Genomic DNA, 22,545 nt, shown 5'->3' with positions numbered 1-22,545 from the left:
GATCCGTGCGGCCTACTGCGCGGCCTTCGGATCCATCCACAGCACCTCCCAGTGGTGCCCGTCGAGGTCCTCGAAGCTCCGGCTGTACATGAACCCGTGGTCCTGCGGCGGGTCCGGCTCCTTGCCGCCGCCGGCGAGCGCCTTCTCCACCATCGCGTCCACCTCGGCGCGGCTCTCGCACGTGAGCCCGAAGGCCCCCTCCACGTGCGTCGCGGTGTCGCAGATCTCCCTCTTGGTGAACGTCTTGAAGAACGGCTCGACGAGCAGCATCGCGTAGGCGTGCTCGCCGACGAGCATGCAGGCGGCCTGCTCGCCCGTGAACTTCGGGTTGAACGTGAAGCCGAGGGCCTTGAAGAACGCCGTGGTGCGCTCGAGGTTCTTGATGGGCAGGCTGACGAAGAGCTTGTGGGACATGAGGTTGGCCTCCTTTTGCTCCATGGACGCCCCGCCCGAGGAGAACTCATCGGTCGCTCGAAAAAAATCTTCGCGCCCTGCTCCGGCAGCTCCATGGGCAGGCCAAACGCCGGGAACAGGCGCTCGGGCAGACGGGCGTCGCCGGCGAAGACGATGCAGAGGAGCCGTTCAGCTCGACCTCAGCTCGGTGGTGAACGATGACCGGGAGCGTCACCGGAGCCGCGCGCGGGCGTCACGAAAGACGTCCTCGGCCGGTCGCCCCCGGGACGGATCTGCGTCGAGCGCTGCGTCCCGGAGCGTCGCTTCCTCGGTCCAGAGGCGCCTGTGCTCCTCCTCGGAGAGGCAATCGGGCTGTACCGCGCCGCATGCTACCGCGAGGTCGAGCCGTTCAACGGGGAGCTGTACGCGCACCACGAGCTGGCCACTGCGCGCACGTAACGATTTCCGCTCCCCTGCTGGGAAAGACGGTGTTGACGAGGAGCTCGTGCACCGCCGGGTCCGGGTCGGCGCAGCCGTCGCGGAGCACGGTCAGCCCGTAGCCCCGGTCCGACGCGTCGTACAGCGTGGCCGCGACCATGGCGCTCGTCGCGACACCAGTGAGCGCGAGCGAGTCCACGCCGCGGGCGCGGAGCACCATATCGAGATCCGTTCCTGCGAACGCGCTCGTGCGCCGCTTGAGCACGACGACGTCGTCCGCGGTGACCTCCAGCGCGACCTCCGTACCCGGCGAACCCTCGTGGAACAGGTTACCGGCCCGGTGGAAGGCCGCGAAGACCTCACCCGCCAAGTCCGCGCCGTTGGCCCGAAACGCGGTACGCACGAACACGACCAGCACCCCGGCTGCGCGGGCTCGCGGCAGCAGCTCGGTCACCGGCGGCACCACGGCCTTCGTGAACGGGTAGTTGTCGAGAATCCCGACCTGGAGGTCACCGACGATCAGCGCGCTACTCATGGTGCCAGCTTCTCCATCCGGCGGCCCACCGTCAACAGCACACCGACGCCGGGACGGTCGTCGAGGTTCGCGGGACAGTCTTCTGCCCTCCCTCGGCGATCATGACTTGCCTCAGGCACGACCCTCGATGGCCTGTCGACTGGCACACAAAACCACCATCCGCCAACCTATGGAGTGATAGCTGACAGATCGTTCAAGCCGACGCCGCTTCGCGGCGCGGCTCAACTCAGGCGTTGCGCGGGCGGACGTTTGAACTTGCTGCTCCCTCATCCCATCCCCGGGACGATGTCGCGCTGGCCGTGGACGACGCCTTGCTGCTCGTGAACGAGGTCGCCCTACCTTGGGGGCCAGGTCGTCATACCCCGTGGGCAAGCTCGTCCTGGGGGCAGCGTTCTCCTGCGCGGGCCGAGGGCGGCTGGTCGTGGTACAGCCCATCCCCGACGTGAACGGCGCGAGCGATCGCCCGTCTGCGTCAGACGATGCACCTGGACCGCCGGCGTCCGCGCTCGATCGCGGGCGGCTCGGCTCGAAGGAGTGACGAATGCAGATCGGAATCATCGGCGCCGGCTCGATCGGCGGGTCGCTAGCGAAGCTGTTGGGGAAGCTCGGTCACCAGGTCGTGATCGCGAACTCGCGCGGGCCGGACACCCTCCGCGAGCTTGCCGCCGAGACCGGGGCCACCCCCGTCTCGGCCGCGGAGGCCGCGCGCGGCGGCGAGATCGTGGTCGTTACGATCCCCCAGCGCGCAGTCGTGGACCTGCCGAAGGATCTCTTCGCCGGTGTGCCCGCCGACGTGGTCGTGATCGACACCAACAACTACTACCCGGTCCGCGACGGCAGCATCCCGGCCATCGAGGCGGGGCAGGTCGAGAGCGCGTGGGTCGCCGAACAGATCGGGCGGCCGGTGGTCAAGGCGTTCAACAACATCTACTTCGAGAGCCTGCTCGCGAAGGGCAAGCCGAAGGGCACGCCGGGGCGCGTCGCGCTCCCGATCGCGGGGGATCCGCCGGAAGCGCGGGCGAAGGTCATGCGCCTCGTCGACGAGCTCGGCTTCGATGCGGTCGACGCGGGCGGCCTCGAGGACTCGTGGCGCCAGCAGCCGGGTACCCCCTGCTACATCCACGACCTAGACGCGCCTCGACTGAAGGAGGCGCTCGCCGCGGCCGAGCGGAGTCGCGTCCCCGAGTACCGCAAAGCCTCGGACGACTGGCTGCGATCGCTCATCGCGTCACAGAGCCCGAGCTGATCCGAGCGCAAGCGGAATCGTCGGTCGCAGCGGCTGCCTCAAGGACACAGTATCCTCGGATTGATCCAAGCGTCGCTGATGCAGCGAAGCTTCCCGGGCCTGCCTTCACCGGCTGGGCTTCAGAGCAACAGCAATGACAGTGCTGTTCGTTGGAACCATTCCGACCGCTTGATTTCAGAGGAGACGCAGCATGGACCGATTCACCGGCGGCTGCCTGTGCGGCAACGTGCGAATCGTGGCGTCGGGACTCCCATACCGGGTCGGCCTTTGTCACTGTCTCGACTGCCGCAAGCATCATGGAGCCCTTTTTCACGCTTCTGCGGTGTTCCCTCAGGATGCGGTGACGATCGATGGCGAAACCCGCGACTACGCCGGGCGGTTCTTCTGTCCCCGCTGCGGCTCGTCTATTTTTGCGCGCAGCGCAGACGAGATCGAAGTGAACCTAGGATCCCTGGATGCCCCAGATCAACTGATGCCAACCTACGAAAGCTGGATCGTTCGTCGCGAGTCCTGGTTGCCGCCGTTTCCACTCACGAGACGATACGACCGCGATCGTGACGCCACGGGTCGCTTTGAAGAGTAGGTCGCACGAACGGTTTTCTCGCGCGCCATCCAGGTCGAGGTCGCACGTCGGGCGCACGAGCATTCAGCTCGACCTCAGCCCGGTCGTGAAAGATGACCGGGAGCGTCACCGGAGCCGCGCGCGGGCGTCACGAAAGACGTCCTCGGCCGGTCGCTCCCGGGACGGATCCGCGTCGAGCTCTGCGTCCCGGCGCGTCGCTTCCTCGGTCCAGAGGCGCCTGTGCTCCTCCTCGGAGAGCTCATCCAGGCTTGCCAGAAGCGTCTCTGCGAGACGTGCGCGCTCCGCGACGGGCAGCTTCAGGGCTTCGGCTTCCAGCTCGGGAAGGTTCACGGGGGGATTGTACCGCGCGGCTCGGAGGCCGCGCAGGCGCGCTTCCCCATCGGCGAGGAGATGCCGCGACGACGGCGATGGCCGACGCCGACTGGCGTGGCGCAGGCACGGAGCGACCTGACCGAGCTCGGGCTAGCCAATAGCCAAGCCACGGTCGGTTGCTCCACGTGCTCCAGCACCTCTGCCGCTGCCCGGGCTCGCGGAGCTCCCGGCCGGGGCGGTGCGCGGGAGGCTTTCGGCTGGATGCGCAGGGGCGCAGCGCGCCGCGAGGCGACCTACTCGTAGACGGCGGCGTAGCGGCCGCTGAGCGTGACGATGACGTGGGCCGTGAGCGGGATTTGCAGCTCCGAGCCGAGGTGGCGCAGCTCCAGGGTCATCGCTTCGTCTTCGCGGGTCGGCGTCGGGTCGCCGCTGGGGTGGTTATGGGCCAAGACGAATCTGTGGCCGCGAGTAGCACATATCGATGTCGTTCGTCGTGCGGCTCGAGCCTTGAATTACCAGCGCGAGCCCGCCGATGATCACGAAATCGACACGCTCACCGACGAGCGCTTCAACGACGCGCCGAAAGTCGGTGACCATGGGCTGCCTTCGCCTCCTCGATGAACTCCAGAGCCTTCCGCATCCGCTCGACTCTCTCGGTGGGAGTCAAGCGCAGGTTCTCGGCGATGAGCGATGGATCAACGCCGGAGGGGACTCTTTCGAGTATCCGCTGATCCCAGCTCTTCTCGGCGTCGGAGGGTTCAGCCGCTGTTCGTTCGGCTTTGCGATCATGCATCGGCGTCGGGCTCCTGACCCACTGTACCACGGTGGTGATCCTCGACGATAGCGAGCGAGCATGGCTCCCGAGGCCGGCCGGCTATCGTGCCCTGAGCGCGTACGCCAGTCGCAGTCTTCCCGCCTTGGACGTCGCAGCGGTCGGGTGGCTCCCGTCGCCCGACCTCGCGAGCGCCTTTCTCGCGCGCCATCCAGGTCGAGGTCACACGTCGGGCGCGCGATGCCGGGCCCCCGGTGCGGATGCCGGCGCGCCGGCGGTCGCCGGAGGCGATGCGTGAGTGCGGGTCGACCTCGATGCGGTGCCCTGGGTCGGGTCCCGCGGCGGCGCCATGTGCTCCAGCGCCTCGTGCCGCTGCCTGAGGCCTACGGCGCTGCCGGCCGGGGCCATGCGCTGGAAGCTTGCTCTGGATGCGCAGGGGCGCAGCTCGCCGCCGCAGGGGCGCAGGGGGCGCAAGCGCCCCGCGAGGGTCTACTCGTAGACGGCGGCGTAGCGGCCGCTGGGCGTGACGATGACGTGAGCCGTGAGCGGGACTTGCAGCTCCGAGCCGAGGTGGCGCAGCTCCAGGGTCATCGCTTCGTCCTCGCGGGTCGGCGTCGGGTCGCCGCTCGGGTGGTTATGGGCCAGGACGAAGCTGTGGGCGGCCATGTCCAGCGCCGTGCGCAGGACGGTTGAGCGGCCGACGTGGAGGGCGTCGTCGGAGCCGCGGGCGAGCAGGCGCGTCTCGCGGACGCGGCCGTGGGCGTCGAGCGCCGCGATCCAGAGCTCTTCGTGGACCAGGGACGCGAGCCTCGGGCCGAAGTACCGCGCCACGCGGGCGGCGTCGGTGAGGAGCGCGCCCCGGCGCGCGCGGGCGGCGTGGTAGCGGCGGCCGAGCTCGAAGGCGGCGGCGAGCCGGGTCGCGTCGAAGAGGGCGATCTGGGTGCGCTCGGCGAGCGCCGCGGGTGAGAGGCGACCGAGCGAGGGGAGAGCGGCCGTGCCGAGGATGCGCGGGCCGACGCCGGGTAGGCCGAGCACCATCTCGAGGAGGGCGGCCTCGGTCGCGGTCGGCAGCTCGGCCGCCGTCTCGGCGGGGGCGTCGACGGGGGCGCGGCTCATCGGGCTCATCGGGGCCACCTCCGAGAGCGGGTGAGGGCGCGGGCGAAGAGGCGGCGTGCGAGGTGGAGGCGGGTGGCGACCCTGGGGCGCGGGAGCGAGAGGGAGGCGGCGGTCTCGTGCGAGGAAAGGCCGGTGGCGGCGAGCGACAGGATCTCGCGCAGCTCGGGGCGGAGACGGTGGAAGGCGCGGAGGAGGCCACGGGCGACGAGGCGGGCCTCGGGAGAGGGGGCGGCGAAGGCGGAGAGGCGGTCAGGGTCGACCGCGGGGAGTTCGTGGCGGCGGTGGGCCTTGTCGCGGTAGTGCGACGCCTGCCGCGAGGCGATGCCGGCGAGCCAGGGGCGGAGGGCGTCGGCGGGAGGAAGAGCGGGGGACGGGCGGAAGCGGCCGGCGCGCATGCTGCGCCAGGCGCCGAGGACGGTGTCCTGGGTGAGGTCGTCGAGATCGGCGGGGAGAACGCCGCGGGCGCGGAGGGTGCTGCGGACGAAGGGGGTGTGAGTGAGGATCGCGGTGACGTCCAAGTAGACGGCGGGATGCGCGGCTGGAGACCCGCGCCTGCCAGGCCATTGCCCGGGCGGGCGTGAAGCGCCGGAGCGGACACGGCGGCAGGAGGACGGATTGATCTCTTGGCCCTGTTCAGGGCGTGAACGTACTGTTCCCATGTCGGACCTCGTTCGAGCGGGGTTCGGCCACGCCGCCCGGGGTGTTACCAGCACCCGCGGGCGGCACTATTCGTGGTCCTGCAACCCTACGGGCTGCCGGCAGGAAGCGTCAACAAAAAGCACGGCCAGGCCGCGTTATTCTGGGTCGGGCAACGGTGTACGCACGAGCTGGTGCGAACGCTCACCCTGGACACCGTTCTGGTCTATATCGCCGCGAATCTTCGGCGTTTGCGCCAGAAGCGCGGCATGACCCAGGAAACCCTCGCGGAGGCTGCCGAGCTCGATCTCCGGACGCTGCAGGACATCGAAGGCATGCGGCAGAGCGTGAGCCTGGGCGCGCTCGTTCGGCTCGCGAACGCGCTCGACGTTTCACCGGCGGCTCTCCTCCGGCCTGCGGAGATGCCGGAGATCAAGCGCGGCCGGCCGCGCAAGCGTCCCGCCGGCACCTGACACTCAGACGCCGTGTCCGCGCCTCGACAACCCGCGGCCATCCGCGCGCTTCTCTACTTGGCTCATCGTCGGCGCGTGCTTTGCTGCGGCTTCGGACGCCCTCCCGCTTGGTGGAGAACTCGGCAAGCTGCGGCGACCTGAACAGCACCGCCGCTGATCGGCCGGGCCGTTGCAGAGGCACTCGCTTCGGAGCGGTAGGGCATCGAGGGCCCGCTCGCGCCTTCTTCCGGTGTAGAGACAGCACGGTCCTGCGCAGGTCTCCTTGACAAGGTGGGGCAATCGTCGAATACGCTATCCGCAGGGACCCGATATGCCCCGCTGCGATTGCATTTCACCCGGCGAGCGTGACTGCTCGGCCACGGCTTTGGAAGCGCGTGAGTATGAGTACTAGCCAACCAGATCCCCTTCAGAACATGCACACCTTTCTGTGCTTGAGCGAGGCTACGGGATCACCGATGCCCGTGAACATCCTTCTCCCCTCTGTGCCAACGTCGGTTGAGACAGGCTCCCCCTAGAAATCTGTGGTGAGAGGGCGGAGAATGGACCTGACTCGTGCCGAAGCCTTCCCATCTCCGATCCGTCGATCCTACCCCCGCCCCAGCGGCGCAGGGCGCTGCTCCCCGCCCGAGTGGCGTCGCCGTCGAGACCATGCCGAAGGCGGGCAAGAGGCGGAAGTTCTCGGCGGCGGAGAAGCTGCGCATCGTGCGCGAGGCGGCCGCGTGCACCCAGCGCGGGGACATCGAGGCGCTCCTGCGCCGTGAGGGCATCTACAGCTCCCTCCTGACGGCGTGGCGCAAGCAACTCGCCCTCCACGGCAGCGAGGCCCTCTCGGGGCGCAAGCCCGGCCGCAAGCCGAAGCAGGACGCGAAGGACCGGCGCATCGCCGAGCTCGAGAAGCGCTCGGCGCGGCTCGAGGAGAAGCTCGCGCTCGCTGAGAAGCTCATCGATCTTCAAAAAAAAGTCTCTTCCATTCTGGGCATCAACCTCACGAACGACGAAGAGCGCTGATGGACATCATCGAAGAGCTCGATGACCCGCACGTCTCCATCGCCCAGGCGTGTGCGGCACTCGGCGTCAGCCGCGCCACGCTCTACCGGCAGACCCAGCCCGCGAAGCTGCCCGCGCTGACCGGGCCCGCTCCGAGCCCACGCCGGCTCAGCGACCCCGAGCGGCAAGCCGTGCTCGACGTGCTGCACAGCGACGAGTTCGTCGACCAGCCCCCGCCGGAGGTCTACGCGACGCTGCTGTCGCGCGGCGTCTACCTCGCCTCCATCCGCACGATGTACCGCCTGCTCGCGGCGTCCCGCGAGAGCGGCGAGCGACGCGCGCAGCGTGGGCCGATGAAGCATGTCAAGCCGACCCTCACCGCCACGGCCCCCAACCAGATCTGGACGTGGGATATAACCAAGCTGCGCGGGCCGCTGCCCGGGGTCTTCTACTGCCTGTACGTCGTCCTCGACCTGTTCAGTCGCATGACCGTCGGCTGGCTGCTCGCTGAGCGCGAGAGCGCGGAGCTCGCCGAGCACCTCTTCGCAGAGACTGTCGCCCGCCACGGCGTCGAGCCCGGCTCGCTCACCGTGCACGCCGACCGCGGCTCCGCGATGAGGTCGGAGGGGCTCGCTCAGCTCCTCGGCTCGCTCGGCGTCGTTCGTAGCTTCAGCCGGCCTCACGTCAGCGATGACAACGCCTTCTCCGAGTCGCAGTTCAAGACGCTTAAATACCAGCCCGACTATCCGGACCGCTTTGCCTCGCTGGCTCATGCACGAGCGTGGTGCCAGGAGTTCTTCAGCTGGTATAACGACCTTCATCAGCATTCTGGCCTTGCGCTCTTCACACCTGCTGATGTATTCTACGGCCGCGTCGATGATATCGCGGCTCGGCGCCAGGTCGCCCTCGACACGGCCTACGCCGCGCATCCTGAACGCTTCCCGAACGGCCCGCCCGTCGTGCGCAGGCCGCCCGCTTCGGTAGCCATCAACCCGCTGTCCATCGACGACGACGCCTGCGCGGCCGCGGCGCCGCCGCACACGGGCACGACCAGCGACGCGCCCACCGCCGTGCCGCGGCCGCCCCGATCTCGACCGGTTGGGGCCCAGAGCCGGAACGCGCCCCTCGTCGCGATCCCCTCATAGGATTCTCGTCCGGCCTGTCTCAAACCCGTTGGCATTCTCCGCTCTCCTACTTCAGGAAGCTGGAGCGCGCTTCGACGTTCACCATGCTCGCGCACCTTGCCGCGATTATCGCCAACACGGACGGCGGGGTTTTCGGTGAAGAGTCCAGACTATTCACGCGCAGTGCTCTTGTTTTTAGCCCAGGAGATTCTGCGGTTGAGAGCGCGGTTCGCGAATATGTACTATCCGCTGCCGATGACAGAGCCATCGCTCACGAACAGGTGATCTACTTCTCACAAGCTATCGCTTTACTGGAGTGTCCGGAAGTGGGTGAAACACCAACGGAAGGCTTAATCGCCTTCCTGCTGTTAGCCGCGAACGATCATGTCCATGACTGGCTGTCTCCGGACAATGTTGATTTGGATGCGCTCGATGATGCCGTAGCAGACTTCTGGTTTCTTGGCCTCTTCAACCACGGCGGGGATCCGCTTCAGCAATTGGTTCGCATGGTTCTCATGATGGAGCAGCAGCCGCGCATCAATGCGCTCAGCGATCCGAACAAATGGCACGAGCTACAGCGGCATGCCCTTGGCACGACCTTTCCCGAATATCTCGATTCTTTTCTTGGCCCCATCTTCATGTTCGGCAGACACTGGGGCAAGGACTCCCCCCCCGTAATCAATCCCAGCTCGTTGTTCAAACACACGGACCTCGCTCCGGGGGTCGGTGAACGGTGGATTGCTGAGTTAACGTGGTCGCTCGACGACGCGGCATCTCACCTGGCATCTCGGAAGAGGTCCAACGGCCTGCCTCATGCGCCAACAATATTCTATCGAAAACCATTCGTATCAGTGCGTCCAGATGTAGTTGTTGCTAGTTCGCCATGGATGGTTGCTCAGCAGCTCACGATCGGACTTTGGGGACGATTCAACGCGGCGGCAAATACCATGTTCGGAAGGAGCGGAAATCAGATCTGGTCGAGCACATTTGGCGAGCTGTTTGAGCGATGGTGCCGGAGCCTTGTCGAAGAGGCTCAAGCGCAAAGCTTGTTCGCTGGGACTGTTTTTATGTCTCCGAGCGTAGGGGACGACAATGAGATCGAGGACGTAGTAGTCTTCGAAAACAATCTAGTCATGCTGGGCTCTGTAAAGGCCAAAGTTGTTCGCGAAACAGCTGTCAAGATCGCGCACTCCCGCGAAGATCCGGTTGCATGGCTCAGGTCGTTCTTCTTCGAATCGAGAATTGAGGGCAAGGCCAAGGGGTACCGTGCCGGTGCCTTGTGGTTGCTTCACGATAAAGTCGACCGTATAAGGGCAGGCGAATACGAACCGCGGATCCCTAGGGACGCATATGTTTTGCCCGTGCTCATTGTATTCGACAACGTCTGCGATACCACGATGTTCTACAGGTGGCTGGAGCGAGAATGTATTAGGCAAGGCGTGCTACAACAGGTCGATGTTCTTCCGGCTACTCTTGCGTCTGCCGACAACTATGAAAGCATGATGGCTTTTGCATCTCGTGGAAAATCTGTGTGCGGAATGCTTCAAGAGAAGACTTCGGCGCAATAGAAGTACATTTCGCTTCAGCAGTATCTAATTCATCTCCATCCTCATCTTGAGGACCACCGAATGCCAATTGCTGAGCGAGCTTTTGACAATATTGGCGAAAGAATACTCGACCGACTATTTCGTCGACGTATAGCACCGCACGATGGCGAAGATCCCAACACTGAAGCGGACTAGCGCAAAGGGCCAACATGCACGGCCCAGCCCGAGGCTGCTGCCAACACCGCTTCGCGGCGCAGCAGAGGCGCACGCTGTTGCGCGGGCGCTGGGCGAGCTCCACTCCAGCTATTCAGGAAACCGGTGTATCTTCACAGCGATGCCGCCCTCGCCCGAGCTCATCTTGCCCTGGTCGTCCCAGCTGATGCCGCCCTTACCTGTCGGCCCTTTGTTGACGCTCAGGCTGGCTGATGGTCCGCCGAGCAGCCCGCTTGATGGCCATCGCGGGCGTGCGCGGTTGCGGTCAAGGAGGTATCCGCTCGACGAGCTCCGTCTCGAAGAAGCTGGCTACCCTGGCCGGTGCACGGCGGCGCCGGGGACGGCCTGGACGGCCTGCACCTACGCGGGCGTGACGGCGGCATCGTGCAGCGGGCGCGCCGGCGGCACAGTCAGTGGTCCCAGCGGCAGCGCCGTCTACGACTGGTCCAGCAGGGCTCGGGTCGCACGCCAGTGCTCACGCCGAGCCCGCCCCTGCGGCCGCCACCTCCGCCGCCGCCCTGGCCCGGCGTGCCCCAGCCGCCGTCGCCGGCCCAGTCCGCTTCCCAGCCGGCCTGGCTGATGCGCCCGGTGCCCTCGCCGACGATGCCGCACGCGCCGTCGATCCCGTGGTCGCCGTCCGTGCGGCCCACGTCGGCCACGTCCCCGCGTCCTCGCCGTCTGTGGTTGCTGGCTCCGCGTCGGGGTCAACACTTCTGTCGGTCGCCACGCCCGCCCGCGACGACCTGCCCAGCAGATGCCGCCCTCGCGCCGCAGCCTGCAGGCGGGTCTAGACGCCGAAGGCTGTCACCTGTACGTCGCGTTCGGGAGGGGCGCATGAATTGGTAGATCCTGGGGCGGCGCTGGAACGATCGCGCTTGATGCCGCGCTGCCGACGCCGGTGCCGTCCGTCTGCTTCGCGCGTGCGAATCAGGAGCGATCCGGGGACGCCGAGGTGATCTGCCACCTCGGCGAGACGACGACGACTGGCCGTGACGCCTCGGGAGAAGCTTGCGTTCCGTCCTGAACTGGAGGAGGCCATGTCGAAGAAGCTCGTCTCGCACATCGCAGCACTGTCATTCGTTGGCACTCTCGGCGGGCTGGTGGTCCCCGCATGCACGATCCACATCGGACCAGGGAGCGGTGATGGGATCGACGATACGCAGGCCGATCCTGGTAGCGGTGAGGAGGTCGCTGGCGACCAGGACGACAACGGCGAAGACTCCGAAGTCCCGGCCGTGGAGGATGAAGAGGCGACCACCGCGCTGGAGGAGGCGCTGGCGATCGCCGATCCCTACGAGCTCGCTCTCGTGGATCTCAAGACGCAGTACTCCAGCTACGCGCTCGCCGCGATGATCGAGTCGCAAGGCAGCGATCCTGCGGCAATCGACCCGGCGCTCTTGCAACAGATGATCGATGAGTACGCGCCCATCGTCTGGGAGCAAGCGCAGCAGTGGGTCGAGGGGCTCGATCCGTCGGCGGTCGAGCTGGCGAAGATCAACATCAAGGAAGAATGCGTCGACAAGTGGGACTTCGGCTGCAGGCGTAAGCAGTACTGTGACTTCGAGGACGGCAAGGGTTATGGGAGCTGCGCGGTCACGGGATGTGGCAAGGGAAGGTGCTCGCTGTGCCCGAGCTTTATTGATATATCAGCATTCATCAACAAGGGGTGGTGCACTTACACCTGCGTTCGCGACAAGCAAATCGTGGGCATCAAGATGATCTGGTACGTTTTCATAGACAAGAAAATCGAAGAATGTATGCTGCTCGAGCATCCGGTCCCCTTCGAATGAGGGTTCCATGGCACACGATGACGACATCGTTGATACCGACAGGATCCTCCAGATGGCATTCGAGCATGCCGCGAAGCGCAGGCCCGATGGAAGCTCTGCGCTCTCCGACTTCGAGCAAGCCGCTGCGGCCATCCTGTGGGTGCACGCACTCGCCGTTCCGCGGCTTTTCCTCGGGATGAGCCGCATGCCTCCGCGCGAGCACCTGCTTCGGATAGTCGACTGGTACGTCGCGTACGTTCGTCGCGGTAAGCGCCACGTGTCCCCGGAATTCAGCCCCGTGCCCTACGAAGAGCGCGAGCCTCTGGCCATGCGGCTCCGTGCGCTCATCGAAGCGTGGTTGCCTCCTGGACTGCCGGCGGAGATCACGGAGGTCGCGCGCGCCCTCCTTCACGCCGAGGGAATGTTGGCGCCACCGGGCGGGTGGGACAACTCGCCTGAGCCGGAAATGCCACTGGAGGAATTCCTCTACTGGCCGGAAGGCGTACCTGCGCTGCTGAAATCCAAGAGGCAAGGCCCTGGAGACCGCGAGCACGGGGACTCCTGACCCGGCGGGCAAGAATCCTTTGGCGAGCCCGGCCGATCGAGGAAACCGGGGCGTCTCCACGGCGACGCCGTCCTCGCCCGAGATCATCTTGCCCTCATCGTTTCAGCGGATGCCGCCCTTGCCCGGCGGCCCCAGCGTGTAAGGTGACCGGGCAGCGGGCCACGGCGCTGGCGGAGGGGGCGCACGAGGGAGGAAGAACTGCGCAGCAACCACAAAAGGCGCGCGAGACGACGCCGGGGCTGCGCAGGAGAGCCACCGGGGCTGCGCAGGAGCCGGACGATCGTGACGAAGGACACCAACGGGGGCGCGCAGGAGGGGCGCGGAGGCCGCGCAGGACAGGGGCGAACGTTGCGCAGGACACCAGCGGGGGCTGTAAAGGAACGCGCCCAGGCCGCGCAGGAAACCCCCCGGGGCTGCGCTGGAGGGTCGTCGAGGCCGCGCAGGAGAGCACCGGGTCTTGCGCAGGAAGGCCGATGGCCTGCGCAGGACGGCCGGCGGCGCTGCGCAGGAGGCCGCCGCGCCGCCGCTCCGCCTGGTCCCCCGCCCCGCGATCACCTCACTGCCGTGCACGCCGCGCGCCCAGCACGCCGCCTCCGCCGCCGCCCTGGCCCGGCGTGCCCCAGCAGCCGTCGCCGGCCCAGTCCGCTTCCCAGCCGGCCTCGCTGCTCGGTCCCCCCCGGGACTGCTTCGTGCGCAACACCGCACCCGCAAAGCTGCTGCCTGCGGAACAGGCGCGGCGGCACATCACGCTTCCGCCACCTCGCCGAGCCTCGTCGAGCGCAACCCCTTGCTCAACGCGCGCTCGGCGCGACGGACCGCGCGACCGCGTCGCCACGGCGGGGTGAGGCCATGCCCCGAGCTGTGCGGCCCTGCAAGAATTTCTCGAGTCACCGGACTGGAACGGCGCATGCTCAGGGCGAGCCGCGAGCTGGCGTCCAGGCTCGTTCAAGACTGCGAGAAGAGTGCCATGTCCGCCCTCATTGCCGAGCAACAGACCTACCCTCTGCGGCTGGATGTACGACCGCTGACGCCCGTGATCGGGGCGGAGATCCACGGCGTCGACCTGCGCAAGCCGCTGGCCCCTGCCACGGCGCAGGCAATCGAGCAAACCCTGCTCCAATGGAAGGTGATCTTCTTCCGCGAGCAGGACATCTCCAACGAACAGCTGCTCACCTTCGGCCGCTCCTTCGGCCCGCTGACGCCGGCCCACCCGATCGCGCTGGGGCTCCCTGAGCACCCGGAGATCTGGGAACGAAAGGCCGCCGAGTACAAGGAGAACCACCGGTCGGACCTCTCCATCCCCACCGCCAAGCCGCCGCGCGACTACAAGGGCTGGCACATCGACATCACCTTCGTCGCCAACCCGAACAGGTACTCCATCCTGCGCGGCGTGGAGATCCCGCCGTACGGCGGCGACACGCTCTGGAGCAACCTCGAGTGCGCCTACGACGGCCTGTCGCCCACGATCAAGGCGCTCGTCGACGGGCTCCAGGCCGTCCACCGCACGAGCAGCTACGATAGCGGAGAGCCCAGGCCGGGCCGCAAGGCCGCAGGCCCGTTCGCCGCGCTTCACCCGCTCGTGCGCGTGCACCCGCGGACCGGCCGCAAATCGCTGTTCGTCAACCCGGGGACGACGAGCCACATCGTGGGCCTGCGAGAGCGCGAGAGCCAGGCGCTGCTCGATCTGCTGGCCGACGAGGTGACGCGGCCCGAGTACGCGGTGCGCTTCCGCTGGACGCCCAACGCGATCGCCGTATGGGACAACCAGGCCACCGCCCACGCCGGTCCCATCGACTACGCCCACTTCGACCTGCCGCGCGTCGTTCGCCGCATCACCGTCGCAGGCGAGCTGCCCCAAGGGCCCGACGGGTTCCGCTCGCGGCCGCTCGAAGGCGAGCTGTTCGGCGTGCTCGGTTGACGCCGCGCCCCCCACGCCCTCTCCGCGCCGGCGCCCCGTCCGCCTCGCTGGGGCCCGCCGCCGTCGCCGCCCTGGCCGCCGCCGGTCGTCTCGATCTCGCTGTCGCGCACGGTCACCTTGGCGTGCAGCGCGACGAGGCCGATGCTCGGGTAGCCGTTCTCGCCCCCTCGCCGCCTCGTCCACAGCAGCCGCCGGCCCCGCCCGAGCCTCCCCCGGCGCCTCCCCTGCACGCTGCACACGCCGAGCCCGCCCCTGCGGCCGCCACCTCCGCCGCCGCCCTGGCCCGGCGTGCCCCGGCCGCCGTCGTTGGCCCAGTCCGCCTCCCAAGCCGGCCTCGCTGATCCGTTCGATGCTCGGGTGGGCTGCACGGCCGCCGATCCGTGGCGGACATTGAACCGACGGCAGACCGATGACATCCTGACGCGAGGCGCTGAAGACGGAGACACTCATGGAGAAGCGAACCATCGAGCAGCTCGAGGCGGCGCTCGACGCCGTCAGCAAGGACCTGGCGCCTCGCGTCGAGGAGCTCGCTCAGAAGAGCACAAGCGGCGTCCTTACGCCTGAAGAGCACAGAGAATATACCGAGGTCGTCCGCTTGAACGACATGCTCAGCCTCCTCAAGCTTCAGACAGAGGAGGTATGGAGCATGCGCGCGGCGTCGTGAAGCTGCCGAGCGACACGCGAGAGCTGGTCCAGCGGCGCGCCCAGGGGGCATGTGAGTACTGCCACCTTCCGCAGGACGCATCCATCTTGCCCCATCAGGTAGACCACATCATCGGAAGGCAACATCGTGGTTCGGATGATGCCGACAACCTGTGTCTATGCTGCATTCGCTGCAACTTGAAGAAGGGGCCGAACATCGCGTCGATCGACCCCGAGAGTAAGCTTGTCGTACAGCTCTATCATCCCAGGCGGCACGCGTGGCGGGAGCACTTCGTCACGGAATCGACTGGAGTCATCAACGGGCTTACTGCGGAGGGGCGCGCGACTGTCCAGCTCCTGGACATGAACGACGAGGATCGAGTTCGCCTGCGCGCGTTCCTGCTGCGCCGGGGCCGGCATCCGTGAGGTCGCGGCGATGTGCGCCATGACCAGTTGCCGGAGGGTGAGCGTGGCGCGGGCGAGGCGTCATGTGCGGCGGGCGGTCGGGACCTCGTAGGCGAACGAGCCGCGCTCATCGAGGTGGTAGGCGGAGACGTCACGGTCGATCTTCCGCCCGCCGGCGCTCGTGAACATGCGCCGGGGAAAGACGCGCACGCGGGCCTGCGCGGCGCCGGGGAGCAGCTCGAAGCGGCCGGCGCTGAAGCCATGGAGGCGGGTGACGCCGCGGCCGCCGGGGCCGTCGTGCTCCTCGAGACCGAAGAGGGAGGCGCCCTGCAGGGCGTGACGCGCGTGGCCGCCGCCGTGGGCGGTCGAGGTGGCAGTGCCCTCGTGCATGTGGCCGAAGAAGTGGGCGGCGAAGCGACCGGCCGGGTCGACCTCCTGGCGGAAGTCCTGGCGTGCCTGCGGGTGGAGCCACTCGGGCGGGTGGTGGGTGAGCAGCAGGTTGATGTGATGGCGCTGCAACCATTCGGGGGCGTACTCGTCGCAGACGACGTGGAGCTGGCGCGGGTCCACGGCGAGGCGCTCCTGGTAGTCGCCGCCGGTGAGCTGCAGGAAGGCCGAGTTGAGACCGATGACGCCGAGCTCGAGGCCGTGGAGCGACAGCGAGTACGAGCTGTCGCCCGGCAGGATGCCGAGCGTCCGGCGGTCGCGGACGTGCCACCGGCAGGAATCGACCCACGCGTTGTAGGGCCTGAAGATCTGCGCGAGGCGCTCGCGGTAGCCGAGGCTGTCATTCACGTCGAACACCTGGTCGCGCAGGCGCGCGTTGGCGTGCCACTGCGAGAGGGCGAGCACGTACGGATCGAGATCGCTGGGGCGCCTCAGGTCGTGGTTGCCGGGTACGGTGATCAGCCGCGGCTGCGAGCCGAGCTGGTCGAAGCGCCGCCACAGCCTGTCGAGGGTAGCGTCGAGCTTCTTGAACTCGTCGGCGCTGCCGCGCTGGGTCAGGTCCCCGGTGAACAGAACGAGGTCCCAGGGGCCGCACAGGTCGTGCAGGCGCGCGAGGTCGTCGAACAGCGTGGCCATGACGTTCGGCCACAGCCAGCTCGTGCCGCCCATGCCCTGGTGGAGGTCGGTGAGGTGCAGCCAGCCGACCGAAGCGGGCCTCGCGGGCGTGGACGGCGCTGGCCGCGGGGCGCTCGGGTCTTCCTCGGGAGAGCGGGTCGAGCGCGACAGCTTGGCCGAGGAGTCGACACCCCGAGCGGCCAGGCCGACGGTCGTGGCGTCGCGTCCGGCGGCCGGCTGCGCGGGCTCCGGCGCGGGGGTCGCGGCCGAGGATTCTTCGATCTCGCCCGCGTCCGAGTCCGCGGCGTCTCCGGCGAGCTGGGCCCCCTGCCAGAGCAGCACGTCGACGCCGTGTAGCGAGATCGTGTGTTCCTCGAGGAGCTTGCGGACGCGTGCGCTGTAGTCGAGGTACCCGGTCGGCTTGCCGAGCGCGATGGGCGGGCCGCCGTCGATCGCGGCGAGCCCCCGCGCCATCGTCGTGGTCGCCGGCGAGAAGCGCATGGGATCCCGGGTGTGCAGGATCATCGACGGGAACAGCCAGCCGCCGCCCGGCAGGCTGCCCCCGCGGCGGAGCGCGGCCAGGTGCTCGGCGAGCCAGGCATCGTCGGCTTGCCATAAAGAAGGCACCGCCGCGTTCACGCCGTCAAGCGCGGCGACCAGCAGGTTCGCGTTGTTGCCGATCAGGCCGGTGGCGAAGCGATTGTTCACGTCGCGGCCGTCGACGTGGTCGGCGTTGAAGAGCTGGAGCAGCCGCCGGAGGCCGGTCTCGTCGAGGTGCCCGAGGGAGCCCTCGATCAGCATGCGCGCTCGCGCGAGCGCGCCCTCCCGCCGGGCGATGCGCTCCGGGTGCAGCCTGGCCCGCGTCTGGTGCAACACCTGTTGGCGCTCGAGCATAGGCGGCGACTATACCCGGTCGCGGCTCCCGTCGGCCGCCTCGCGCAAACGGGCGTCGCCCTGGCCGGGCGAGGCCCATCTGAGCGATCATGCCCTCGTGGAAGCTATGTCAGCGCACCACGAGCGCCGCGCCGAAGCACGCCGTCGCGACCAGCATGGTCACGATCGGCGGCGGCGGAAACGCGCGTACGGCGATGGCCAGCAGCGCCAGCGACACCGCCGCGTTCAGCGCCACGACAGCAGGGAGCGCGGCGAGGGCGGGCGCGGCGAGCACGCAGACGGCGCCGTGCAGCGCGAGCACCAGGCCCATGGCCACGCTGAACCCCCTAAAGAGGCCGAGCAGGTCGCGCGACAGCCCCACCATGGACATCCGGTGCGCCCGCATCGCGCCGAGGACCGCGGTCTCCGCGGCGGGCGTCGCTGGGCGACCGAGCAGCAGCGCGGTGATCGCGAGGTGCCCGATCCCGGTGACGACCCACGCCCACGCGCCCACCTGAAACAGCACCTGTGCACGGCTACTCACAATCGGTAAACGGCGAACATGTTCCTCCGCCCCGCCGCAGATCTTCAGAGCTGGCTCGCTGACAACGGTTGGCTTCAGACGCGGTCGTGGAACGTCTCGATCCACCGCCGACGTCGGCGCCGGGCTCCGCCCTTCCGGGCAGCGTACGCATGTCGCTCTGGATTCAGGTTGGCGGCAGCTATCGCGCTGGGGAGCAGCGGGTCGTCCGTCAGCTTGAACTCCCGCGCCATGGACATCAAACACCACTCGGTCTCGGAGAGCGGCTATGTCCCCGGGCACTGCAAGCCCATCGCAGCGCCGACGCACCTCCATGATCGGCTGCAGGTGTCACCGTTGGCGGCGGGAGGGAATAATTGCGCTCCGAAGGTCCCGCCCTGCCCCCTTCCTCGGCGGCCTCGGCGGCGGGCTCGACGCCGCGGCTCGCTCGCTGGACAGTGCGGCAGGCTGGTTCTAGGGCCGACGCCGCCCCTCTTGCCGTCCTCGCCCCGGACGCCGACCCAGCCCACGGGCAGCGGGCCACGGAGCTGGCGGAGGGGGCGCACGAGGGAGGAAGAATTGCGCAGCAACCACAAAAGGCGCACGAGACGACGCCGAGGCTGCGCAGGAGACCCACCGGGGCTGCGCAGGAGCCGGACGATCGTAACGAAGGACACCAACGAGGGTGCTCAGGAGGTGCGCGGAGGCCGCACAGGACAGGGGCGAATGTTACGCAGGACACCAACGGGGGTTCACAGGAAGGCGCCCAGGCCGCGCAGCAGACCCCCCGGGGCTCCGCAGGAGGGTCGACGGGGCCGCACAGGAGGGTGCCGGGTCCTGTGCAGGAAGGCCAATGGGCTGCACAGGACGGCCGACGGCGCTGCGCAGGAGGCCGCCGCGCTGCCGCTCTTGTACGAGCGGAGCCCTGGTCGGGTGGCCTCGCCCTCCGCAGACCGTGCCGACTATGGCCGCCTGTCAAGGCTGATCGATATCTCCGTGAAGCCTGGAGCAGCATCGCAGCAATCGCGGATTCCTGCGCTGCCTTGCTCGCAATCCGGCGCCTTCCCGCGCGGCGCCATGGCGTGACCGACCCACGACGCCCTGGCGGTATGGCACGCGCGGTCGGGCCGTAGCGCATCGGCAATGGACACCCGCTGCAGCATGCGGAGGTCAGCGCGTTCATCGCGACCTTGGGAAGCGGGTGCCATAGCGGTGGGTGTCGCCGGCGTCGATGTCCAGGACCTCCTGGAAAGCGCGCTCATAAACGCACGCGTGCAGATCTCGGGTATACCTCCCCCATGAGCAACCTGGCTGCCATCGGCTTCGCTGTTTCCTCCGAGGACGATTTCCAGCGTACGATCGGCGCCGCGCTCGAGCGCGCCGCTCCGCCGCCGGACCTCGGCACGTCCGCGGCGCACTACCTCTGGTTCCGCGACCCGAGCGGCGCCGCGCTCGCTGCCCGGCTTGACGCCCGAAAGGCGATCGAGTGCATCACCCCCTTCTTCGCCGCGCCCGACGGCGGCACGCGCTGGCGAGTGCACACGAGCGCGCCGCACCTCGATCGCGAGTGCCTGCATTGTAGCGGCGCGGACTGCGACGTGCTCGACCCTTCGTCCGGCGTGATGTGCACGCGGACCGCGCTGCAATTCCTGTTCTTCGAGCCCTATCAGGCCTGGCTCGCGGACGAGCGGACGTTCGAGGTCGTGATCGTCGGCTTCGCCTCGTCTCTTTCACTCTGCACCACGGCCGACGACCTCGAGCGCGCGCAGGCGGCGCTCTTCGGCGAGGCAGAGCCCGGCGTCCCGCGCGAGCCCGGCAAGCCCATGCGCCTCGCGGACCAGGCATTCCTGCCTCACGGCATGTTCGGCGCCGAGGGCGAGCTCGGCGCGCGCGCCCGCGCCCTCCTCACGGGGAACGTCGAGTCGGTCACCGTTGCACGCAACGAGATCGCTGGGAGCAGGTTCGTACACACGCGCGTCCGTACACTCGGCGGTCCCATCGACATCGTCGCGCCGGCGGACGCCGTGGAGGTCCCGGAGCGCGCGACGCTCGCGGTCGCCGACTGCTGGCTGGTCGGGCGACCCGTCGAGGCCCCGCCCCCGAAGACCGGTTTCTTCCGCCGCATCCTCGGCAGGGCCTGAGGACGGCGGGCGGCGACGAATGCATGACTACCCGATGGGACGTCGAAGGCACTCTGGCGCGTTGGTTCGCCGTCGATGCGGACTCCCAGCTTGGTGTCTTCACTGGACCGTACGCGGCGTGGCCTCGGTGGTTGAGCGTGTGCCCATCTCGGCGGATTTCTCGCGGCACAGTGCCGCCCAACTCGCCGGCAGGACCGCAGTGGTTGGGCGGGGAAAGACCGGGGTACGGTCTTTCAGGCACAGGTTCCGGCACATCGCGCCGGGTCGAGCTGGCGCCTGCCGGACGTGTTCGTCCGGGCCGCGCGCACCGGCCGGCCCACCTCGGACATCGCGCGTGACGCCGGCGAGCTCTGACGCTAGACTGAGACCGCCGGTAACGGAGCAGGAGGAAGCACCGTGCAAGCCGCCAAGATCCCCATCGTCATCCCCGCAGACCGTCGGGTAGAGCTGCAGGTGCCCGCAGACCTTCCAGAAGGTCCAGCGGAGGTGATCGTCCTCATCACCGCCCCGCAGAAGGCTGCGCCACGCGACAAGCGGGCGGCGCTTGGCATGGATCGGGGTACGGTCCAGATCGCCGATGACTTCGACGCGCCGCTGCCGGAGGACCTACAGCGAGCGTTCGATGGCGAGACATGAGGTTGCTGCTCGACACACACTGCTGGCTCTGGCTCGTCGCCGACCCTGAGAGGATCAGGCGCGGCGTCGTGGAGATGCTCGTCGCAGAAGGTACTGACGTCTACATCTCGGCAGCGACAGCGTGGGAAATCGTCATCAAGCACGCGCTCGGAAAGCTCTCCCTTCCCATCCCGCCTGCCGAATACATTCCTTCTCGCATGGCCGCCCTCGGTCACCTTTCTCTGCCCATCGAGCAACGGCACACCCTCCAGGTCGCCGGACTTCCCCTGCATCACAAGGATCCATTCGATCGGATCCTGGTCGCGCAGGCCCAGGTCGAGGACATTCAGCTCGTCACCGCCGATCGGCTCATGGCGCCCTACGATGTCCGTGTGATCTGGGCAGATGCATGAGCGTGCAGCGCGACGGTGCCGATGCTCGGGCAGCCGTTCTCGCCCCCTTGCCGCCTCGTCCGCCCCAGCCACCGGCCCCTCCTGATCCTCCCCCCGGCGCCCCCTTGGACGCCGCGCCGCACACGCCGAGCTCGCCCCTGCGAGCGCCGCCGCCGCTGCCGCCCTGGCCCGGCGTGCCCCAGCCGCCGTCGCCGGCCCAGTCCGCTTCCCAGCCGGCCTCGCCGATGCGCCCGATGCCCTGGCCAGGGACGCCGGCGGTGCCTCGCGCGCCGTAGATCCCGTAGTCGCCGTCCGTGCAGCCCACGTCGGCCACCTCCCCGCGTCCTCACCGTCCGTCGTCGCTGGGGTTCGGCGTCGGCTCGCCGTCGCGCCGTAACCGCCCACCCATCGCCGTGGTCGTCGACCGCGGCGAGCGCCGCATCCGGGGCCTGGAGCGCCTGGAGAGGGCGCGGCGGACGGGCAGCCGGAGGCGCCGCGCCGAAGGGACCGCGTTCACGCCCCAGCCTGCGGGCCGCCGCCTCGCGATGGCGGCGCGGTCCGCCGGAACCTGAACGAGCGATGCCGCAACGGTTCGTCCGACGGACCGCTCGTGGCGACTGCGATGAACTATGGGCTATCTTCGCCCGCGCGCTCAGCGCACCACGAGCGCCGCGCCGAAGCACGCCGTCGCGACCAGCATGGTCACGATCGGCGGCGGCGGAAACGCGCGGACGGCGATGGCCAGCAGCGCCAGCGACACCGCCGCGTTCAGCGCCACGACAGCAGGGAGCGCGGCGAGGGCGGGCGCGGCGAGCACGCAGACGGCGCCGTGCAGCGCGAGCACCAGGCCCATGGCCACGCTGAATCCCCTGAAGAGGCCGAGCAGGTCGCGCGACAGCCCCATCATGGATATCCGGTGCGCCCGCATCGCGTCCAGGACTGCGGTCTCCGCGGCGGGCGTCGCGGGGCGACCGAGCAGCAGCGCGGTGATCGCGAGGTGCCCGATCCCGGTGACGACCCACGCCCACGCGCCCACCTGAAACAGCACCTGTGCACGGCTACTCATGACAGCCCTCGTTTCTTTGCCGCCGGTCCCTGGCGGGTGCGCTCCACATGCTGCCGTTTGGACCTAGAGCACGGCCCTGGAGATCTCAATACGGCACCGGATGGCCTCGCTTCCATCTCGGTGGAGAGAGGCTTGCGGGAGCGGAGCGACGGCGGAGTAACCCACGCGCAAACCGTCAGGCGGATGGCTGATCTGGCAGCGC

The 22,545-nt window shown here is 68.4% G+C and carries 26 protein-coding genes and 1 pseudogene; 14 read left to right on the top strand and 13 right to left on the bottom strand.

The window, feature by feature from the left end; translation table 11 throughout:
• Nucleotides 1–12: 12 nt before the first annotated feature.
• Entirely contained in the window at nt 13–414 is a 402-nt protein-coding gene (locus WMF19_RS37765; RefSeq protein ID WP_437894799.1) for a VOC family protein, read from the bottom strand.
• A gap of 388 nt (nt 415–802) precedes the next feature.
• On the bottom strand, nt 803–1,366 hold the full coding sequence (locus WMF19_RS37760; protein WP_437894798.1) for a cysteine hydrolase family protein: 564 nt from the start codon (nt 1,364–1,366) through the stop codon (nt 803–805).
• Between the two features lie 541 nt (nt 1,367–1,907).
• On the opposite strand from WMF19_RS37760, the gene WMF19_RS37755 reads away from it, so the two are divergent.
• Nucleotides 1,908–2,612: an NADPH-dependent F420 reductase gene (locus WMF19_RS37755; protein ID WP_437894797.1), complete on the top strand. Its 705-nt coding sequence runs from the start codon at nt 1,908–1,910 to the stop codon at nt 2,610–2,612.
• A gap of 190 nt (nt 2,613–2,802) precedes the next feature.
• Nucleotides 2,803–3,195, top strand: coding sequence for a GFA family protein (locus WMF19_RS37750; protein WP_437795389.1), 393 nt, complete (start codon nt 2,803–2,805; stop codon nt 3,193–3,195).
• Nucleotides 3,196–3,300: 105 nt separating this feature from the next.
• On the opposite strand, the gene WMF19_RS37745 is transcribed toward WMF19_RS37750, so the two are convergent.
• From WMF19_RS37745 to WMF19_RS37720, 6 genes and pseudogenes are all read right to left on the bottom strand, one after another.
• Nucleotides 3,301–3,525 (bottom strand): addiction module protein, encoded by a 225-nt coding sequence (locus WMF19_RS37745; RefSeq protein WP_437894796.1) that lies wholly within the window; start codon nt 3,523–3,525, stop codon nt 3,301–3,303.
• A gap of 275 nt (nt 3,526–3,800) precedes the next feature.
• Nucleotides 3,801–3,968 (bottom strand): annotated as a pseudogene (locus WMF19_RS37740) (JAB domain-containing protein); the annotation flags it as partial.
• Entirely contained in the window at nt 3,946–4,104 is a 159-nt protein-coding gene (locus tag WMF19_RS37735) for a DUF6036 family nucleotidyltransferase (protein WP_437894795.1), read from the bottom strand. The gene WMF19_RS37735 and the pseudogene WMF19_RS37740, both read right to left, overlap by 23 nt.
• Nucleotides 4,076–4,330 carry a hypothetical protein gene (locus WMF19_RS37730; protein WP_437901786.1) on the bottom strand — a complete coding sequence of 85 codons (255 nt, stop codon included), beginning with the start codon at nt 4,328–4,330 and terminating at the stop codon, nt 4,076–4,078. Before WMF19_RS37730 ends, WMF19_RS37735 begins: the two co-directional genes overlap by 29 nt.
• 438 nt (nt 4,331–4,768) lie before the next feature.
• Nucleotides 4,769–5,395, bottom strand: a complete 627-nt coding sequence (locus WMF19_RS37725; protein ID WP_437901715.1) for a JAB domain-containing protein — start codon at nt 5,393–5,395, stop codon at nt 4,769–4,771.
• Nucleotides 5,396–5,400: 5 nt separating this feature from the next.
• Nucleotides 5,401–5,913 carry a sigma-70 family RNA polymerase sigma factor gene (locus WMF19_RS37720; RefSeq protein WP_437894794.1) on the bottom strand — a complete coding sequence of 171 codons (513 nt, stop codon included), beginning with the start codon at nt 5,911–5,913 and terminating at the stop codon, nt 5,401–5,403.
• Between the two features lie 213 nt (nt 5,914–6,126).
• Here WMF19_RS37720 and WMF19_RS37715 point away from each other — a divergent pair, with 213 nt between their 5' ends.
• The 4 genes from WMF19_RS37715 to WMF19_RS37700 all read left to right on the top strand — a co-directional run bounded on the left by WMF19_RS37715 (nt 6,127) and on the right by WMF19_RS37700 (nt 10,183).
• Nucleotides 6,127–6,504, top strand: a complete 378-nt coding sequence (locus WMF19_RS37715; RefSeq protein WP_437894793.1) for a helix-turn-helix domain-containing protein — start codon at nt 6,127–6,129, stop codon at nt 6,502–6,504.
• 648 nt (nt 6,505–7,152) lie between these two features.
• Nucleotides 7,153–7,512 carry a transposase gene (locus WMF19_RS37710; RefSeq protein ID WP_437894792.1) on the top strand — a complete coding sequence of 120 codons (360 nt, stop codon included), beginning with the start codon at nt 7,153–7,155 and terminating at the stop codon, nt 7,510–7,512.
• A complete protein-coding gene (locus WMF19_RS37705) occupies nt 7,512–8,636 on the top strand; it encodes an IS3 family transposase (protein WP_437894791.1) in 1,125 nt (374 codons plus the stop codon). The genes WMF19_RS37710 and WMF19_RS37705 overlap by 1 nt, the downstream gene beginning before the upstream one ends.
• An 83-nt stretch (nt 8,637–8,719) precedes the next feature.
• On the top strand, nt 8,720–10,183 hold the full coding sequence (locus tag WMF19_RS37700) for a hypothetical protein (RefSeq protein WP_437894790.1): 1,464 nt from the start codon (nt 8,720–8,722) through the stop codon (nt 10,181–10,183).
• A 602-nt stretch (nt 10,184–10,785) separates the two neighbouring features.
• Here WMF19_RS37700 and WMF19_RS37695 read toward each other — a convergent pair.
• Nucleotides 10,786–11,034, bottom strand: a complete 249-nt coding sequence (locus WMF19_RS37695; RefSeq protein WP_437894789.1) for a hypothetical protein — start codon at nt 11,032–11,034, stop codon at nt 10,786–10,788.
• Between the two features lie 378 nt (nt 11,035–11,412).
• Here WMF19_RS37695 and WMF19_RS37690 point away from each other — a divergent pair, with 378 nt between their 5' ends.
• Nucleotides 11,413–12,165 (top strand): transposase, encoded by a 753-nt coding sequence (locus tag WMF19_RS37690; RefSeq protein WP_437894788.1) that lies wholly within the window; start codon nt 11,413–11,415, stop codon nt 12,163–12,165.
• Between the two features lie 7 nt (nt 12,166–12,172).
• On the top strand, nt 12,173–12,709 hold the full coding sequence (locus WMF19_RS37685) for a hypothetical protein (RefSeq protein WP_437894787.1): 537 nt from the start codon (nt 12,173–12,175) through the stop codon (nt 12,707–12,709).
• Nucleotides 12,710–13,265: 556 nt separating this feature from the next.
• On the opposite strand, the gene WMF19_RS37680 is transcribed toward WMF19_RS37685, so the two are convergent.
• Nucleotides 13,266–13,409, bottom strand: coding sequence for a hypothetical protein (locus WMF19_RS37680; protein WP_437894785.1), 144 nt, complete (start codon nt 13,407–13,409; stop codon nt 13,266–13,268).
• A 267-nt stretch (nt 13,410–13,676) separates the two neighbouring features.
• Here WMF19_RS37680 and WMF19_RS37675 point away from each other — a divergent pair, with 267 nt between their 5' ends.
• From WMF19_RS37675 to WMF19_RS37665, 3 genes are all read left to right on the top strand, one after another.
• The gene (locus tag WMF19_RS37675; protein ID WP_437894784.1) at nt 13,677–14,627 is read left to right on the top strand and encodes a TauD/TfdA dioxygenase family protein; all 951 of its coding nucleotides are present in this window, start codon (nt 13,677–13,679) and stop codon (nt 14,625–14,627) included.
• 448 nt (nt 14,628–15,075) lie between these two features.
• Nucleotides 15,076–15,291: a hypothetical protein gene (locus tag WMF19_RS37670; RefSeq protein WP_437894783.1), complete on the top strand. Its 216-nt coding sequence runs from the start codon at nt 15,076–15,078 to the stop codon at nt 15,289–15,291.
• Nucleotides 15,267–15,695: an HNH endonuclease gene (locus tag WMF19_RS37665; RefSeq protein ID WP_437894782.1), complete on the top strand. Its 429-nt coding sequence runs from the start codon at nt 15,267–15,269 to the stop codon at nt 15,693–15,695. The genes WMF19_RS37670 and WMF19_RS37665 overlap by 25 nt, the downstream gene beginning before the upstream one ends.
• Nucleotides 15,696–15,755: 60 nt before the next feature.
• Here WMF19_RS37665 and WMF19_RS37660 read toward each other — a convergent pair whose 3' ends face one another.
• Together WMF19_RS37660 and WMF19_RS37655 are read right to left on the bottom strand one after the other, a co-directional pair.
• Nucleotides 15,756–17,630: a metallophosphoesterase family protein gene (locus WMF19_RS37660; protein ID WP_437894780.1), complete on the bottom strand. Its 1,875-nt coding sequence runs from the start codon at nt 17,628–17,630 to the stop codon at nt 15,756–15,758.
• A 109-nt stretch (nt 17,631–17,739) separates the two neighbouring features.
• On the bottom strand, nt 17,740–18,135 hold the full coding sequence (locus WMF19_RS37655) for an LIC_13387 family protein (protein ID WP_437894779.1): 396 nt from the start codon (nt 18,133–18,135) through the stop codon (nt 17,740–17,742).
• A gap of 1,292 nt (nt 18,136–19,427) precedes the next feature.
• On the opposite strand from WMF19_RS37655, the gene WMF19_RS37650 reads away from it, so the two are divergent.
• The 3 genes from WMF19_RS37650 (at nt 19,428) to WMF19_RS37640 (ending at nt 21,298) form a co-directional block, all read left to right on the top strand.
• Nucleotides 19,428–20,270 (top strand): hypothetical protein, encoded by an 843-nt coding sequence (locus WMF19_RS37650; RefSeq protein WP_437894778.1) that lies wholly within the window; start codon nt 19,428–19,430, stop codon nt 20,268–20,270.
• A 396-nt stretch (nt 20,271–20,666) separates the two neighbouring features.
• Complete coding sequence (locus WMF19_RS37645) at nt 20,667–20,906, top strand: hypothetical protein (protein ID WP_437741883.1); 240 nt, start codon at nt 20,667–20,669, stop codon at nt 20,904–20,906.
• On the top strand, nt 20,903–21,298 hold the full coding sequence (locus tag WMF19_RS37640) for a type II toxin-antitoxin system VapC family toxin (RefSeq protein ID WP_437894776.1): 396 nt from the start codon (nt 20,903–20,905) through the stop codon (nt 21,296–21,298). The genes WMF19_RS37645 and WMF19_RS37640 overlap by 4 nt, the downstream gene beginning before the upstream one ends.
• Before the next feature lie 631 nt (nt 21,299–21,929).
• On the opposite strand, the gene WMF19_RS37635 is transcribed toward WMF19_RS37640, so the two are convergent.
• Complete coding sequence (locus WMF19_RS37635) at nt 21,930–22,343, bottom strand: LIC_13387 family protein (protein WP_437894775.1); 414 nt, start codon at nt 22,341–22,343, stop codon at nt 21,930–21,932.
• Between the last annotated feature and the right edge of the window lie 202 nt (nt 22,344–22,545).

Source organism: Sorangium sp. So ce124, from assembly GCF_051525235.1.
GTDB lineage: Bacteria > Myxococcota_A > Polyangia > Polyangiales > Polyangiaceae > Sorangium > Sorangium atrum.
This window is presented reverse-complemented; position numbering and strand designations above follow the sequence as displayed.

Coding starts and splice junctions, on each gene's coding strand:
- WMF19_RS37765 (WP_437894799.1), bottom strand. CDS start 414: ATGTCCCACAAGCTCTTCGTCAGCCTGCCCATCAAGAACCTCGAGCGC.
- WMF19_RS37760 (WP_437894798.1), bottom strand. CDS start 1,366: ATGAGTAGCGCGCTGATCGTCGGTGACCTCCAGGTCGGGATTCTCGAC.
- WMF19_RS37755 (WP_437894797.1), top strand. CDS start 1,908: ATGCAGATCGGAATCATCGGCGCCGGCTCGATCGGCGGGTCGCTAGCG.
- WMF19_RS37750 (WP_437795389.1), top strand. CDS start 2,803: ATGGACCGATTCACCGGCGGCTGCCTGTGCGGCAACGTGCGAATCGTG.
- WMF19_RS37735 (WP_437894795.1), bottom strand. CDS start 4,104: ATGGTCACCGACTTTCGGCGCGTCGTTGAAGCGCTCGTCGGTGAGCGT.
- WMF19_RS37725 (WP_437901715.1), bottom strand. CDS start 5,395: ATGAGCCGCGCCCCCGTCGACGCCCCCGCCGAGACGGCGGCCGAGCTG.
- WMF19_RS37710 (WP_437894792.1), top strand. CDS start 7,153: ATGCCGAAGGCGGGCAAGAGGCGGAAGTTCTCGGCGGCGGAGAAGCTG.
- WMF19_RS37705 (WP_437894791.1), top strand. CDS start 7,512: ATGGACATCATCGAAGAGCTCGATGACCCGCACGTCTCCATCGCCCAG.
- WMF19_RS37700 (WP_437894790.1), top strand. CDS start 8,720: ATGCTCGCGCACCTTGCCGCGATTATCGCCAACACGGACGGCGGGGTT.
- WMF19_RS37690 (WP_437894788.1), top strand. CDS start 11,413: ATGTCGAAGAAGCTCGTCTCGCACATCGCAGCACTGTCATTCGTTGGC.
- WMF19_RS37685 (WP_437894787.1), top strand. CDS start 12,173: ATGGCACACGATGACGACATCGTTGATACCGACAGGATCCTCCAGATG.
- WMF19_RS37675 (WP_437894784.1), top strand. CDS start 13,677: ATGTCCGCCCTCATTGCCGAGCAACAGACCTACCCTCTGCGGCTGGAT.
- WMF19_RS37670 (WP_437894783.1), top strand. CDS start 15,076: ATGGAGAAGCGAACCATCGAGCAGCTCGAGGCGGCGCTCGACGCCGTC.
- WMF19_RS37665 (WP_437894782.1), top strand. CDS start 15,267: ATGGAGCATGCGCGCGGCGTCGTGAAGCTGCCGAGCGACACGCGAGAG.
- WMF19_RS37660 (WP_437894780.1), bottom strand. CDS start 17,630: ATGCTCGAGCGCCAACAGGTGTTGCACCAGACGCGGGCCAGGCTGCAC.
- WMF19_RS37650 (WP_437894778.1), top strand. CDS start 19,428: ATGAGCAACCTGGCTGCCATCGGCTTCGCTGTTTCCTCCGAGGACGAT.
- WMF19_RS37640 (WP_437894776.1), top strand. CDS start 20,903: ATGAGGTTGCTGCTCGACACACACTGCTGGCTCTGGCTCGTCGCCGAC.
- WMF19_RS37635 (WP_437894775.1), bottom strand. CDS start 22,343: ATGAGTAGCCGTGCACAGGTGCTGTTTCAGGTGGGCGCGTGGGCGTGG.